Genomic DNA, 13,788 nt, shown 5'->3' on the forward strand with positions numbered 1-13,788 from the left:
GATGACCGCGCTGCAATCCGTTGCGGTGATCGGCGCGGGCGCCTGGGGTACGGCGCTGGCGACGGTGGCAGCGCGAGCCGGGCGGACCGTCACGCTCTGGGCTCGCAATGCGGAACATGCCGCGCGGATTGCGTCGAGCCGCGACAATCCGCGGCTGCCCGGCGTGCGGCTCGCTCCGGAGATTGTCGTCACGGGCGAGCTGGCGTTTGCCGCGCGCGCCGACATGCTGTTGATCGCAACGCCTGCGCAGCATCTGCGCGGTGCTGTCAACATGCTGGCCTCGCGTGTTTCGAGGCCGGTGCCGATCGTCGCCTGCGCCAAGGGCATCGAACACGGCACCCACAAGTTCATGACCGACGTGATCGCCGAGGCTGCACCGGGCGCGCAGCCGGCGATCCTGTCGGGCCCGAGCTTTGCCGACGACGTCGCGCGCGGCCTGCCGACGGCAGTGACCCTGGCGGCAAGCGATGAGGCGCTGGCGCGCGCGCTCGTGCAGGCACTGGGCTCGCCGACGTTCCGCCCCTATCACTCCACGGACATCCGGGGTGTCGAGATCGGCGGTGCGGCCAAGAACGTGCTGGCGATCGCAGTCGGCATTGCGGTCGGGCGCAAGCTCGGCGCCTCCGCCCAGGCTGCGCTCACGACCCGCGGCTTTGCCGAGCTGACGCGCCTCGGCCGAGCGCTCGGCGCGCGCAGCGAGACGCTCACCGGCCTGTCAGGCCTCGGCGATTTGATCCTGACCTGCTCGAGCCCGCAATCGCGCAACTTCGCGCTCGGGCTCGCGCTCGGGCGCGGCGAGCAGCCTCCCGCCGGCAAGCTCGCCGAGGGCGAGTTCACGGCACCCGTGCTGATCGAACTCGCCGCTTCGCAAGACATCGAGTTGCCGGTATCAGAAGCGGTCGCGGCGATCCTGAGCGGCGCAAGCACGATCGATGCCGCGATCTCGGGGCTGATGTCGCGTCCCTTCAAGGCAGAGGAATGAGCATGGCGTACTGGCTGGTGAAATCCGAACCGTCGGTCTGGTCCTGGGACCAGCAGGTTGCGAAGGGCGCCAAGGGCGAGGCCTGGACCGGCGTGCGCAATTTCACCGCGCGCCAGAACCTCGTGAACATGAAGAAGGGCGACAAGGCGTTCTTCTATCATTCGAACGAGGGCAAGGAGATCGTCGGCATCGCCGAGATCATCAAGGAGGCCTATCCCGATCCGACCGACAAGACCGGCAAATTCGTCTGCGTCGACATCAAGGCCGACAAGCCCTTGAAGACGCCGGTGACGATGGCCGCGGTCAAGGCCGAGAAGAAGCTCGAAGGCATGGCCTTGGTGAAATATTCGCGCCTCTCGGTGCAGCCGGTGACGTCGGAAGAATGGAAGCTCGTCTGCAAGATGGGCGGGATGTAAGAGCAGGCACTGTAGCCCGGATGAGCGCAACGACAGCCGGGATAGTCCGGTCCCGCATGTCGCTACGCTCATGCGGGCTTCGATATTCGAACCTGCGGCTCCGGCAGCGTGAACACCTCGCAGGGCGCGGCTATGCCGCGCAGCAAATGCGATCCGAGCGCGATCAGCGGCATGTCCGCCTCGGCGGCGAGGGCGCCCGAGACCAGCACCGTCCTGCCGAGCGTCTTGCACAACCCCTCGAGCCGGCTGGCGAGATTGACGGCGGGACCGATCGCGGTGAAATCGAGCCGATTGGCGGCGCCGATGTTGCCCCAGAGCATCTCGCCGAGATGGAGCGCGGCGCCGAATGACAGAGGCGGCAGTCCTTGGGCACCGCGCTCCTTGTTGAGATAGGCCATCCCGGCTTCGGCTGCGCTTGCCGCGCGGAGAGCGGCATCGCAGGCGCGGCGCGGCGACGCCTCGATCACCGGAAAAATCGCGAGGACGCCGTCGCCGACGAATTTCAGCACCTCGCCGCCAAAGGCGTGAACCGCGCCTGCAATGCGATCGAACCAGGCGTCGAGCGCCGCGATGACATCGGCAGGCGGCGTGGTCTCCGACAAGACCGTGAAGTTGCGCAGGTCCGCATAGAGCAGTGCGGCCTGAATGGTCTCGCCGAGATCGCGGCGCAGAGGTGCCGCCAGCACCCGCTCCGCACTGCGCTTGCCGAGATAGGCATCCAAGGTCGCGCGCAACGTGGCGCGCGCGGCGAGCACGGCAAGGGGCGCCGCGGCAAAGCGCGCGGCCCGGCGCAATTGCTCGATCTCGTCCGCAGTGAACGGTCGCGGCCCGATCCAGCCGAGTCGGGGCCCATCGGGCCGGCCGACGATGTCTTCGTGCGCCTCGCCGCGAATGATGTCGCGCAGCCAGCGGCGGCCGGCATCGTTCGGCGGGTCCGGCGCCAGCCCGCCAGGCGCGAAGCCGAGTGCCTCGATCACCTGACCGCTGTCGGCGCGCCACAACCACGTGCGCTTCGCGATCAGCGGATGCGGTATCTCCAGCGTGAGGCTGCCTGCCGCAAGCGGCACGCCGTCGGCGACCAGATGTGTGCCGAGTTCCGCGAGCAGGCGGTCGGCCCCGGAACAATCCGAGGCGGCATCGACAAGCCAGGCGAGGGTCGAGGAGAGCTGCATGGCCCGATGATGACGAAGCAGAGCCGTCTTTGTCACGGCAATCCTTGACGGAGCGCCGCGGCGCCGCCATGTCCCAACGTCAGCGCAGGGATGATCGCCAATGGCCCAGCCGTTCATGGTGCAACGCGAAACCCAGATCGCGGCCCCGCGTGCCACCGTCTTTGCCTATCTCACCGACCCCGAGAAGATCCTGAGCTGGATGGGCGCTGACGCGACCACGGAGCCGTATCCCGGCGGTCTTTATCTGCTCAAAGGCGTCGGCCCGCGCGACGGCGTCGCCCGCGGCGCGTTCCGCGAGGTCGTGCCGGTGCATCGTCTGGCCTACACGTTCGGCTGGGAGGGTGGCCAGGAAGTGCCGCCCGGCTCGAGCCTGATCGAGATCGACCTGATCGAGCGCGACGGCGGCACGCTGCTGCGCATGACCCATAGCGGCCTGCCGAGCGAAGCGCAGGCCGCCGCCCACGCGAAAGGCTGGTCGCATTATCTGGAACGACTCACCACCGCGGCCGCAGGCGGTGATCCCGGTCCGGACAGGGGCGTTTCGTAGCAACGGGCAGGTCAGACCGCGGCCGTCGCCACCACCTGCGCCAGAAGCTGCTCGCGCCTCGCCTGCGAGCGCTGGCCCTTCATGGTCGCGGCGAAGCGCTCGAGGATGCCGTCCTCGAAAGCCGTGACGATGGTGTCGTGGACGTAGCTCTTGCGGCAGATCGCCGGCGTGTTGGAGAGCTTGTCCGCGGCGGCGCGGATTGCGTCCAGCACCTGCTTCTTGCGGCCGCGCTGGCTGGTCGCCGGCGTGATCCGCGACAGCGATTCCACCACGACGGCGGAGGCCATCAGCGTACGAAAATCCTTCAGCGAGATCTTGATGCCGGCGATCTCGCGCAGAAACGCATTGACCTGCGTGGTGTTGACCGCACGGACGATGCCGTAGGCATCGCGATACTGGAACATGCGCTTGCCGGGAACGCCGCGCAAAATTCCGATGGCGCGCACCAGCTTGGCCGCGTCGCACTCCTTGCGCACCGCCTTGCCGCCTTTTGCCTTGAAGGTCAGCACGAAGCTGTCGTCTTCCAGCGTGACGTTGGACTTCAGCAGCGTGGTGGCGCCGCGGGTTCCGTTGAGGCGGGCATAGGATTCGTTGCCCGGACGGATCGCGGTGCGGGCGATCAGTTCGATCACGGCCGAGAGCGCGAATTCGCGCGTCGGCTCATCGCCCGACAGGAACGCAGAGACCTTGCGCCGGATTTTTGGCAGTGCGCCGACGAGCTTTTCCAGGCGATGCGCCTTACGGTGCTCGCGGACCTTCTCCCAATCGGCGTGATAGCGATATTGCAGCCGGCCCGCGGCGTCGCGGCCCACGGCCTGAAGGTGCGAATTGGGATCGGCGGAGTAGCGCACCTCGCGATAGGCCGGCGGCACCGCCATCGCATGCAGCCGGCGGATGGTGCGGGCGTCACGGATGTGCGCTCCGTTGGGACGGACGAAGGAGTAGCCCTTGCCGCGCTTGATTCGGCGGATGGTCAGCTCGTTCTGGTCGCCGAGCCGCAGGCCGAGCTCCTTGGCGAGCGCCTCGACCGTCGCCGCGGGCGCCGTGTCGAAGACCTTCTTCGGGCTCGGGCGCCTGAAAGGGGCCGGTTTCGGCCATTGTCCGAGGGCTCTGGCCAGTGCAATGGCCGCAGGATCGGCTGAAGCGGGCCGCATCGTCCCGAGATTCTGCTGATCCATCATAGTCTTATGCCTTAGCCCTGTTTGTTGTCGATCAATGCCGTCGTTCTGATTTTTGTTCCGAGGGGTCTCTTTGGACCCGGGTTGGCCATTTAGGGTGTTCCGAACCGTATTGCGAGTCCCGAATCAGTGAGAAGAGGTTTCTAAATACCTCTCCTGCAGCATGAGGGCTCTGCACCGGCCTGTTCGCGCATCCAGACAAGAGCCCAAAGGCAGCCCGCAGGCCTGTTTCAGATCTGCGACAATCGCGGCAGTGGCCTTGATCCTCCGCATGGCCGGCGGCCCGCCGAAGGTCCAGCTTGTGCTCCTTGTCGGGTGCGGTTAGCCCGACGCATAATCAGTCAATGATCAAGTCGGCTCGCCGATCGCCGGCGTCGGCCTGCCGTATGTGGAGGGAAAGCATGTCCGAGAAGATCTATGATGTCCCCGCGGAGTGGGCGAAGCGCGCCTGGGTCGACCAGGCCAAGTACAAGGAGATGTATGCTCGCTCCATCTCGGACCCGAATGGTTTCTGGGCTGAGCAGGCCAAGCGCATCGACTGGATGAAGGCGCCGACGAAGATCGAGAACGTCTCGTTCGCGCCCGGCAACATCTCGATCAAATGGTTCGAGGACGGCATCCTCAACGTCGCTCACAATTGCATCGACCGGCATCTTCACACGCGCGCCAACCAGACGGCGATCATCTGGGAAGGCGACGACCCCTCGCAGTCCAAACACATCACCTACAAGGAGTTGCACGACGAGGTCTGCCGGATGGCCAACATCCTGCGCACCCGCAACGTCAAGAAGGGCGACCGCGTCACCATCTACCTGCCGATGATTCCCGAGGCCGCCTATGCGATGCTGGCCTGCGCACGCATCGGCGCGATCCACTCCGTGGTGTTCGCGGGCTTCTCGCCGGACAGCCTCGCCCAGCGCATCAACGACTGCCAGTCCAAGGTGATCATCACCGCTGACGAAGGCCTGCGCGGCGGCAAGAAGGTGCCGCTGAAGGCCAATGTCGACGCGGCGCTCGCCAAGGCCGACGGCGTCGACTGGGTCGTCGTGGTCAAGCGCACCGGCGGCAAGGTCGACATGAACCCGACGCGCGACCTCTGGTACCACGAGGCCGCCGCCATGGTGACGACGGAATGCCCGGTCGAGCACATGCACGCCGAGGACCCGCTGTTCATCCTCTACACCTCTGGCTCGACCGGCCAGCCCAAGGGTGTGCTGCACACCACGGCCGGCTATCTCGTGTTCGCCTCGATGACGCACCAATACGTCTTCGACTATCACGACGGCGACATCTACTGGTGCACCGCCGACGTCGGCTGGGTCACCGGCCACAGCTACATCCTCTACGGGCCGCTGGCGAACGGCGCGACCACGCTGATGTTCGAAGGCGTGCCCAATTACCCGGATAATTCGCGATTCTGGAACGTCATCGACAAGCACAAGGTCAACATCTTCTACACCGCGCCGACTGCGATCCGCGCACTGATGCAGGGCGGCGACGAGCCTGTGAAGAAGACCTCGCGCGCCTCGCTCCGCCTGCTCGGCTCGGTCGGCGAGCCCATCAATCCGGAAGCCTGGGAGTGGTATCACCGCGTCGTCGGCGATGATCGCTGCCCGATCGTCGACACCTGGTGGCAGACCGAGACCGGCGGTATCCTGATCACCCCGCTGCCGGGCGCAACCAGGCTCAAGCCGGGCTCGGCGACGCAGCCGTTCTTCGGCGTGGTGCCTGAGATCGTCGACGCCGACGGCAATGTTCTGGAGGGCGAAACCACCGGCAATCTCTGCCTGACGCGGTCCTGGCCCGGTCAGATGCGCACGGTCTACGGCGACCACGCCCGCTTCGAGCAGACCTATTTCTCGACCTACAAGGGCAAGTATTTCACCGGCGACGGCTGCCGGCGCGACGCCGACGGCTATTACTGGATCACCGGCCGCGTCGACGACGTCATCAACGTCTCCGGTCATCGCATGGGCACCGCTGAAGTGGAGAGCGCGCTGGTCGCGCACGAGAAGGTGTCGGAGGCGGCAGTGGTCGGCTTCCCGCACGACATCAAGGGCCAGGGCATCTACGCCTACGTCACCCTGATGTCCGGCGTCCAGCCGACCGAGGACCTGCGCAAGGAGCTCGTCACCTGGGTGCGCAAGGAGATCGGCCCGATCGCTTCGCCCGACCAGATCCAGTTCGCGCCGGGCCTGCCAAAGACCCGCTCCGGCAAGATCATGCGCCGCATCCTGCGCAAGATCGCCGAAGACGAGCCCGGCAGCCTGGGCGATACGTCGACCCTGGCCGATCCCGCGGTGGTCGACGACCTCGTCAAGAACCGGCAGAACCGGAAGTCGGCGTAAGGACGCTCTCGTGCCCCGGACGCAGCGCAGCGCGCACTTCAACGATGCGCTGCTGGGCCGGGGCCCATCTATCCGCATAAAGTAAAGAGCTGGGTCCCGGCTCTGCGTCGCGGCGCTACGCGCCGCGCCTTGTCCGGGACACAAGTCCGCGTGTCGCGCCCCCTAACAGCCAACAGCCGTTCACATCCTCACGCTCTTGTCAGCGCGCGCACCCGTGCGGCCAGCATCTTTCCCGGAAAGTGTTGTTTTCAGGTTATTTACTTTATTTCGAACATTTCCTTTGTTCCCGCCGCTGGCTGGCCCTCGGCTAGCGCGCGTGGAAACCATCCGGTTAACAGGCGCGGCTAAGAATGAGCGCTAACGAGGGCCTGACGCGGCGGAGATTGCCGGGTTCTGCGTAATTTTGGACGATCCGTTTGGGGCAAGGGGAAGCATCGATGTCGATGAGGATTGCGGTGACGCTGGCCGCCACCATCGGGGTTGGGGTCTTGATGTCGACAGCGGCAGAGGCACGGCCGGAAATGGTGGGGACCCACCTGGCCGACTACTCGCCGGGCACCATCGTGGTCAAAACCAGCGAGCGGCGGCTTTATCTGATCCTCGATAACGGCCACGCCGTGCGCTATCCGGTCGGCGTCGGCAAGGCCGGCAAGCAATGGGCCGGCACGACGAAGATCGACGGCAAGTATCTCAATCCGGCCTGGGCGCCGCCCGCCGAGGTGAAGCGCGACAAGCCGAATATTCCCGACGTCATTCCGGGCGGCTCGCCGCGCAACCCTATGGGTGTCGCGGCGATGACTCTGGCCGGCGGCGAATATGCCATTCACGGCACCAACGTCCCGGGCTCGATCGGCGGCTTCGTCTCCTATGGTTGCATCCGCATGCTCAACGACGACATTACCGATCTCTACGGCCGCGTCTCCGTCGGCACGACGGTGGTCGTGACGCGCTGATCGCCTGAATCAGTCGAGATAAAAGCCGCGTATTGCGACGCGGCTTTTTTGTTACCAGAAGCGCCAGCGCCGCGCGCACCAGCCGTCGCGATGGCCGCCATTGTAGCTGCGCACATAACCGCTCGCGAGCAGCGCAGCCGAGACGTTGGCGGTGCGCCTGGTGGCAACATCGGCGAGAACGCGGCCGTATTTGTCCTGACCAAGATTATAGACCATCACGCCGCCCTGGCCGAGCAGGTTGCGCAACGCATCGCCGGCGGCCTCGGCCTTGTCCAGCTCGTCCCGGCAGGATGCTTTCATCTCGGGCGCATCGATGCCGCGCAGACGGACACGTGCGACGAGATCGCGGCCGTCGCGCAGATGCACGCGCGCGAGGAAAGTGTCACCGTCGATGGTGCGGACGACCTCGACCGGTTGTCTCGCATCGGAATTGCCGGGTTGCCGCAGGATGATTTCGGCATCGCGCGATTGTTCGTCATCCACATGCGGGATGGGCCAGATCGTTCCCTGGCGGAAGCCGAGCACGATGGCCGTCGCAACGCCGACCACGAACATCCACGGCAACAGTCCGGAGAAGCGACGGCCGAACGGCGAGCCGCTGTATGAAGTCCGGTATGGACGGCTGGGATCGAAGCGCGACATCCGCGCACGCTAGGGCTGAGTCGGCCGAACCGGCAAGGTGGCTTGTGAGGAGCGCACGTAAAGCGGCGCCTCAGAAGTCCGAAGCGATGCCTTTACGCTCCCAATCGCCGTAACGGGTTGGCTCCGGTCCCTTCGGCCCCTGCAACTCCTTCGGCGCAGCTTCGGCATGCGCGGCCGCCGCAGCCCGCCGGCGCGCTTCGGCTTCGGCCAACGCCCGCTGGGCGGCCGGCGGCAGCGGCTTGCGATCGGGAAGGGCGGGCTGGTCACTCATCTCGGCGGGTTCCTAACGCAAGATCACGGAAAGGGCGAGGTCCAATAACGCATTGCTGAAATGGTCATTGCGGGCTCCAATCGCGAGGGGCCATTCTTACATTTGGCATATTCGCGTGTCAGAGATCAGTCTCTCAAGGCATGCGCCATTGCGGCGGAACTGCCGCTCGCTCAGAACCTTGCTTCCGTATGCCATCTCAACGTTTCGTCCCCCCATCCGAAGTGCCCGGTCTTGCGGCACGGCGGATAGCCGCCGACATCGTCGACGGCGTGCTGCACAAGCACCGCACGCTTGATGACCAGCTCGACGGCGGCGGCGCCCATCCCGGACTGAAGACGCTGGCCGATCGCGACCGCGCGCTGATGCGGCGCCTCGTCGCCACGGTGCTGCGCCGGCTCGGCACGCTCGGCCATGTGCTGTCCCGCCTGCTCGACAAGGGCATTCCCTCCGACGCGCCGCGCGCGCAGAGTGCGCTCCTGATCGGCGCGGCGCAGATCCTCTGGATGGACGTGCCGGATCACGCTGCGGTCGATCTCTCCGTTCGCCTCGTGCAATCCGACCGCCGCGCCGCGCGCTATGCCGGCCTCGTCAACGCCGTGCTGCGCCGCTGCGCGCGCGAGGGCAAGGGGCTGGTCGAGGAAGTCGCGACGCAATCGCTCGATCTGCCGCCATGGCTGCTCGCGCGCTGGACCGCGCATTATGGCGAGGCGACCGCACGAGACATGGCGCTGGCGCTCGGCCATGAGCCGTCGCTCGATCTGACGGTGAAGTCGGATCCCGCACAATGGGCGAGCCGCCTGCATGGCGAGACACTGCCGACGGGAACGGTGCGGATGCTGCTGCACGGTTCCGTGACGATGCTGCCCGGCTTCGCCGAAGGACAATGGTGGGTGCAGGACGCCGCTGCCGCGCTGCCCGCGCGGCTGTTCGGTGACGTCAAAGGCAAATCCATTGCCGATCTCTGCGCCGCCCCGGGCGGCAAGACCGCGCAGCTGGCACTATCAGGCGCGCATGTCACGGCGATCGACCGCTCACCGGCCCGGGTGGCGCGCCTGCGCGAAAATCTGATGCGATTGTCGCTCCAGGCTGAGACCGTCGTTGCCGACGCCGTGGAGTGGGCCGGCCCAGCCGAGGGTTTCGACGGCATCCTGATCGACGCGCCCTGCACCTCGACCGGCACGATCCGGCGACATCCCGACGTCGCATGGCTCCGGCAGGAATCCGACATCGCCGCCCTGTCCGCGCTTCAGCAGCGGCTGCTGAAGAAATCCGTCTCGCTGCTCAAGCCCGGCGGGACGCTGGTCTACTGCACCTGTTCGCTGGAACCCGAAGAGGGCGAGCAGGCGATCGCCACGCTGCTGGCCGCGGAGGCCGGCCTGCGCCGGGTGCCGATCGAGGCGTCCGAGGTGTCGGGTCTCTCCGAGATCATCACCGCCGAGGGAGACCTGCGCACCCTGCCCAGCCATCTCCCGAATGTCGATCCCAAGCTCGGCGGGCTCGACGGATTCTACGCAGCACGGCTCGTTAAATCCTGATTTTGCACCGGTTTTTGCGACGGCGCTGATTCGCACCCTTTCAAGGTGGTGTCGGCCGCTCGAATTTGGGATTAAGAAGGATTCGTCGCTAATCCTCTCCCCCATCAAGGCAAGGCGTGTCGGTCGCTCAACGCAGACATATCTCGACGCTGGTCATGAACCGCTTCGCGCGGAACATGCTCGCGCGCGCGAGCGGCGGTTCCGTTGCTTTGTCGCGGGTCTGGCCCGGCCGCACCGACCGGCTGATCATCGCGCCGCACGACTTGCGCACCGCGGACGCGACCCGCGCCGCCGAGATCTATGCCGGCCGCTTCGTCTTCGCCGGCAAGATCGTCAATTGCCACGGCCGCTCGATCTTCGATCTCGAGCCGCCGTCGGAGGATTGGGAAGTCGCGCTGCTCGGCTTCGGCTGGTTGCGTCATTTGCGCGCCGCCGACACTGCGCTGACGCGAGCGAATGCGCGCGCGCTCATCGAGGACTGGATCGCCAACCCCGCCAACAAGCGCCGCCCCGTCGCGCGCCGTGCCGACGTGCTGGCCCGCCGCGTGATCTCGCTGCTGTCGCAGGCGCCGCTGGTGCTGGGCGAGACCGACAACAAATTCTACCGCCGCTACTTGCGCGCGCTCGCCCGCGAGATCCGCTTCCTGCGCTACACCATGGTCGACATTCCGGACGGGGTGCCGAAGCTCCAGGTGCTGATCGCACTGTGCTATGCGGCCCTGTGTCTCGCCAACCAGGCGCGTCACATCCGCAGCGCCTCGAAGAAGCTGTCGGACGAATTGCAGCGGCAGATCCTGCCCGATGGCGGCCACATCTCCCGCAACCCGGGCGCGCTGATCGAACTCCTGATCGACCTGCTGCCACTGCGGCAGACCTTTGCTGCGCGTAACATCGCGCCACCGCCGGCGCTGCTCAACGCAATCGACCGCATGATGCCGATGCTGCGCTTCTTCCGGCACGGCGACGGCAATTTCGCCCTGTTCAACGGCATGAGCGCGACCTCTTCGGACCTGCTCGCCACGCTGCTCGCCTATGACGACACCCACGGCGCGCCGATGGCGAACATGCCGCATACCGGCTTCCAGCGCCTCGATGCCGGCCAGACCACTGTGATCATCGACACCGGCCCACCGCCGCCGGCCGGCGTCAGCCACGACGCCCATGCCGGCTGTCTGTCGTTCGAACTGTCGTCCGGCATCAGCCGCATCGTCACCAATTGCGGCATGCCGACCACGGGCCGCGACAATTGGCGGCCGTTCGCGCGCAGCACGGCGGCGCATTCGACGCTGACCTATCACGACACCTCCTCGTGCCAATTTGTGGAGATGTCGGCGATGAAGCGCCTGCTGCACGGCTCGCCCGTCACCAGCGGACCGGTCGAGGTCGAGAGTTATCGCGAGATCGTGCAGAGCGGCACGCTGCTTACGACCTCGCACGACGGCTATCTCGCCAAGTTCGGCGCGATCCACCGCCGCATGCTGATGATCGCCACTGACGGCGCGCGTATCGACGGCGAGGACACGCTGTCGCCGCCCCAGGGCGGGCGCTTCAAGGGCGCGGATGCCGATTTCGCGCTGCGCTTCCATCTGCATCCGGCAGTGAAGGCGAGCCGGCTGTCGGATGCCCGCGGCGTCATGCTGGTGCTGCCGAACCGCGACGTCTGGACCTTCGAGGCGCTCGACGACAAGGTCGACCTCGAGGACAGCGTGTTCCTGGCCGGCAATGACGGGCCACGCCGCACCGCGCAGATCGTGATCCGCCAGGACGCGCGGCAGGCGCCCTCGATCCGCTGGAGCTTTGTCCGCTCCACGGCTTCACCGGCCGTCACCAATGCCCGCCGCAACGCTCGCCGCGAGCCGGAACTTCCGCTGTAAACAGGCGCGATCCGGCCCTATCTCGTCGTTGTGAAAGCGGCCGAAAGCTGCTATCGAGCCCTCGCTCGCGCGACTGGCGACCTTGGATGGAGCACCATCGGGAAGCGCGGGACATATCCGCCGCGCGCCTGGGCATAGACACTCCCTGAACAGAGGATCTTGCTCATGACTGACCATCCCCGCCGCGTTACCCGTGCGCTTCTCTCCGTTTCCGACAAGACCGGCCTGATCGAGTTCGCCAAGGCGCTGGCCGCGCACGATGTCGAGCTGATCTCGACCGGCGGCACCGCCAAGACCATTGCCGCGGCCGGCCTCAAGGTGAAGGACGTCTCCGACCTCACCGGCTTCCCCGAGATGATGGACGGCCGCGTCAAGACGCTGCATCCGAAGGTGCATGGCGGCCTGCTTGCGATCCGGGACAACAAGGAACACGCGGAGGCGATGAAGGCGCACGGCATCGCGCCGATCGATCTCCTCGTCGTCAATCTCTATCCGTTCGAGGCGACCGTCGACAAAGGCGCCGGCTTCGAAGACTGCATCGAGAACATCGACATCGGCGGCCCCGCGATGATCCGCGCGGCCGCAAAGAACCATGACGATGTCGCTGTCGTGGTCGAGGCGCAGGACTATCAGGCCGTGCTCGACGAGCTCGCCGCCAACAAGGGCGCGACCACGCTGAAGCTGCGCCGGCGCCTGGCCGCGAAGGCCTATGCCCGGACCGCGGCGTATGATGCCGCGATCTCGAACTGGTTCAACCGCCAGCTCGAGATCAACGCGCCCGACTTCCGCGCCTTCGGCGGCCGGCTGATCCAGTCGCTGCGCTATGGCGAGAACCCGCATCAGACCGCGGCGTTCTACGCGACGCCCGACAAGCGCCCGGGCGTCTCCACCGCACGGCAGCTCCAGGGCAAGGAGCTCTCCTACAACAACATCAACGACACCGACGCCGCCTATGAGTGCATCGGCGAGTTCGACACCAAGCGCACCGCGGCCTGCGTCATCGTCAAGCATGCCAATCCCTGCGGCGTCGCCGAAGGCTCTAACCTCGTCGACGCCTACCGCAAGGCGCTGGCCTGCGATTCGACCTCGGCCTTCGGCGGCATCATCGCAATGAACCGCGCGCTCGACGCCGACACCGCGCGCGAGATCACCAAGATCTTCACCGAGGTGATCATCGCACCCGACGCGACCGAGGAGGCGATCGCCATCATCGGCGGCAAGAAGAACCTGCGCCTGCTGCTCGCCGGCAGCCTGCCCGATCCGCGCGCCCCGGGCTTGACCGCCAAGACGGTGGCCGGCGGCCTCCTCGTGCAGAGCCGCGACAACGCCGTGGTCGACGACATGACGTTCAAGGTTGTGACCAGGCGCGCACCGACCGACGCGGAAATGCGCGACCTGAAGTTCGCGTTCCGGGTGGCAAAACACGTCAAGTCCAACACCATCATCTACGCCAAGGATCTCGCCACCGTCGGCATCGGCGCGGGTCAGATGAGCCGCGTGGATTCAGCGCGCATCGCAGCGCGCAAGGCGCAGGATGCCGCCGTCGAGCTGAAGCTCGCCGAGCCGCTGACCAAGGGCTCGGTCGTGGCGTCGGATGCATTCTTCCCGTTCGCCGATGGCATGCTCGCCTGCATCGAGGCCGGCGCCACCGCCGTGGTGCAGCCCGGAGGCTCCATGCGCGACGACGAGGTGATCAAGGCCGCCGACGAGCATGGCATCGCCATGGTATTCACGGGAACGCGGCACTTCCGGCATTGAGCTTGCTGTCGTCCCGGACAAGCGACGCGCAGATCCGGGACCTCAGCGCGAGCGCTTGCGCTCGTCGCGGTCGCGACAGGGAGAAGTCTGGCGAGGACTCGGAGTGACCGGT

At 66.4% G+C, this 13,788-nt stretch carries 12 protein-coding genes and 1 riboswitch; of the genes, 8 read left to right on the plus strand and 4 right to left on the minus strand.

Going from position 1 to position 13,788, the window contains the following annotated elements; translation table 11 throughout:
* Window position 1 precedes the first annotated feature (1 nt).
* Together XH87_RS14710 and XH87_RS14715 are read left to right on the plus strand one after the other, a co-directional pair.
* The gene (locus XH87_RS14710) at window positions 2-982 is read left to right on the plus strand and encodes an NAD(P)H-dependent glycerol-3-phosphate dehydrogenase (protein ID WP_271587848.1); all 981 of its coding nucleotides are present in this window, start codon (window positions 2-4) and stop codon (window positions 980-982) included.
* A gap of 2 nt (window positions 983-984) precedes the next feature.
* Window positions 985-1,398, plus strand: coding sequence for an EVE domain-containing protein (locus tag XH87_RS14715; RefSeq protein ID WP_035703132.1), 414 nt, complete (start codon window positions 985-987; stop codon window positions 1,396-1,398).
* Between the two features lie 68 nt (window positions 1,399-1,466).
* On the opposite strand, the gene XH87_RS14720 is transcribed toward XH87_RS14715, so the two are convergent.
* The gene (locus XH87_RS14720; RefSeq protein ID WP_271587988.1) at window positions 1,467-2,570 is read right to left on the minus strand and encodes an adenylate/guanylate cyclase domain-containing protein; all 1,104 of its coding nucleotides are present in this window, start codon (window positions 2,568-2,570) and stop codon (window positions 1,467-1,469) included.
* 100 nt (window positions 2,571-2,670) lie between these two features.
* Here XH87_RS14720 and XH87_RS14725 point away from each other — a divergent pair, with 100 nt between their 5' ends.
* Window positions 2,671-3,117 carry an SRPBCC family protein gene (locus tag XH87_RS14725; protein ID WP_271587849.1) on the plus strand — a complete coding sequence of 149 codons (447 nt, stop codon included), beginning with the start codon at window positions 2,671-2,673 and terminating at the stop codon, window positions 3,115-3,117.
* A gap of 11 nt (window positions 3,118-3,128) precedes the next feature.
* On the opposite strand, the gene XH87_RS14730 is transcribed toward XH87_RS14725, so the two are convergent.
* A complete protein-coding gene (locus tag XH87_RS14730; RefSeq protein WP_271587850.1) occupies window positions 3,129-4,298 on the minus strand; it encodes a DNA topoisomerase IB in 1,170 nt (389 codons plus the stop codon).
* A 398-nt stretch (window positions 4,299-4,696) separates the two neighbouring features.
* Between XH87_RS14730 and acs the strand changes: the two genes are divergently transcribed.
* Both acs and XH87_RS14740 read left to right on the plus strand, forming a co-directional pair.
* Window positions 4,697-6,643 carry an acetate--CoA ligase gene (gene acs / locus XH87_RS14735; protein WP_271587851.1) on the plus strand — a complete coding sequence of 649 codons (1,947 nt, stop codon included), beginning with the start codon at window positions 4,697-4,699 and terminating at the stop codon, window positions 6,641-6,643.
* Window positions 6,644-7,080: 437 nt separating this feature from the next.
* Entirely contained in the window at window positions 7,081-7,596 is a 516-nt protein-coding gene (locus tag XH87_RS14740) for a L,D-transpeptidase (protein ID WP_158671039.1), read from the plus strand.
* 51 nt (window positions 7,597-7,647) lie between these two features.
* On the opposite strand, the gene XH87_RS14745 is transcribed toward XH87_RS14740, so the two are convergent.
* Window positions 7,648-8,238: a thermonuclease family protein gene (locus tag XH87_RS14745; RefSeq protein WP_271587852.1), complete on the minus strand. Its 591-nt coding sequence runs from the start codon at window positions 8,236-8,238 to the stop codon at window positions 7,648-7,650.
* Window positions 8,239-8,308: 70 nt separating this feature from the next.
* Window positions 8,309-8,509 (minus strand): DUF1674 domain-containing protein, encoded by a 201-nt coding sequence (locus XH87_RS14750; RefSeq protein ID WP_271587853.1) that lies wholly within the window; start codon window positions 8,507-8,509, stop codon window positions 8,309-8,311.
* A 188-nt stretch (window positions 8,510-8,697) separates the two neighbouring features.
* Here XH87_RS14750 and XH87_RS14755 point away from each other — a divergent pair, with 188 nt between their 5' ends.
* From XH87_RS14755 to purH, 3 genes are all read left to right on the plus strand, one after another.
* Window positions 8,698-10,044: an RsmB/NOP family class I SAM-dependent RNA methyltransferase gene (locus XH87_RS14755; RefSeq protein ID WP_271587854.1), complete on the plus strand. Its 1,347-nt coding sequence runs from the start codon at window positions 8,698-8,700 to the stop codon at window positions 10,042-10,044.
* Window positions 10,045-10,199: 155 nt separating this feature from the next.
* A complete protein-coding gene (locus tag XH87_RS14760) occupies window positions 10,200-11,918 on the plus strand; it encodes a heparinase II/III family protein (protein WP_271587855.1) in 1,719 nt (572 codons plus the stop codon).
* Between the two features lie 59 nt (window positions 11,919-11,977).
* Window positions 11,978-12,059, plus strand: a riboswitch (ZMP/ZTP riboswitch).
* Window positions 12,060-12,083: 24 nt separating this feature from the next.
* The gene (purH, locus tag XH87_RS14765) at window positions 12,084-13,676 is read left to right on the plus strand and encodes a bifunctional phosphoribosylaminoimidazolecarboxamide formyltransferase/IMP cyclohydrolase (RefSeq protein ID WP_271587856.1); all 1,593 of its coding nucleotides are present in this window, start codon (window positions 12,084-12,086) and stop codon (window positions 13,674-13,676) included.
* Window positions 13,677-13,788 lie beyond the last annotated feature (112 nt).

Source organism: Bradyrhizobium sp. CCBAU 53415 (assembly GCF_028128735.1).
Classification (GTDB): Bacteria; Pseudomonadota; Alphaproteobacteria; order Rhizobiales; family Xanthobacteraceae; genus Bradyrhizobium.

What these genes read in the sequence shown, in the direction of transcription:
- XH87_RS14760 (WP_271587855.1), top strand. Translation starts at nt 10,200, where the DNA reads ATGAACCGCTTCGCGCGGAACATGCTCGCGCGCGCGAGCGGCGGTTCC.
- XH87_RS14715 (WP_035703132.1), top strand. Translation starts at nt 985, where the DNA reads ATGGCGTACTGGCTGGTGAAATCCGAACCGTCGGTCTGGTCCTGGGAC.
- XH87_RS14720 (WP_271587988.1), bottom strand. Translation starts at nt 2,570, where the DNA reads ATGCAGCTCTCCTCGACCCTCGCCTGGCTTGTCGATGCCGCCTCGGAT.
- XH87_RS14725 (WP_271587849.1), top strand. Translation starts at nt 2,671, where the DNA reads ATGGCCCAGCCGTTCATGGTGCAACGCGAAACCCAGATCGCGGCCCCG.
- XH87_RS14750 (WP_271587853.1), bottom strand. Translation starts at nt 8,509, where the DNA reads ATGAGTGACCAGCCCGCCCTTCCCGATCGCAAGCCGCTGCCGCCGGCC.
- XH87_RS14740 (WP_158671039.1), top strand. Translation starts at nt 7,081, where the DNA reads ATGTCGATGAGGATTGCGGTGACGCTGGCCGCCACCATCGGGGTTGGG.
- XH87_RS14745 (WP_271587852.1), bottom strand. Translation starts at nt 8,238, where the DNA reads ATGTCGCGCTTCGATCCCAGCCGTCCATACCGGACTTCATACAGCGGC.
- purH (WP_271587856.1), top strand. Translation starts at nt 12,084, where the DNA reads ATGACTGACCATCCCCGCCGCGTTACCCGTGCGCTTCTCTCCGTTTCC.
- XH87_RS14730 (WP_271587850.1), bottom strand. Translation starts at nt 4,298, where the DNA reads ATGATGGATCAGCAGAATCTCGGGACGATGCGGCCCGCTTCAGCCGAT.
- XH87_RS14755 (WP_271587854.1), top strand. Translation starts at nt 8,698, where the DNA reads ATGCCATCTCAACGTTTCGTCCCCCCATCCGAAGTGCCCGGTCTTGCG.
- acs (WP_271587851.1), top strand. Translation starts at nt 4,697, where the DNA reads ATGTCCGAGAAGATCTATGATGTCCCCGCGGAGTGGGCGAAGCGCGCC.
- XH87_RS14710 (WP_271587848.1), top strand. Translation starts at nt 2, where the DNA reads ATGACCGCGCTGCAATCCGTTGCGGTGATCGGCGCGGGCGCCTGGGGT.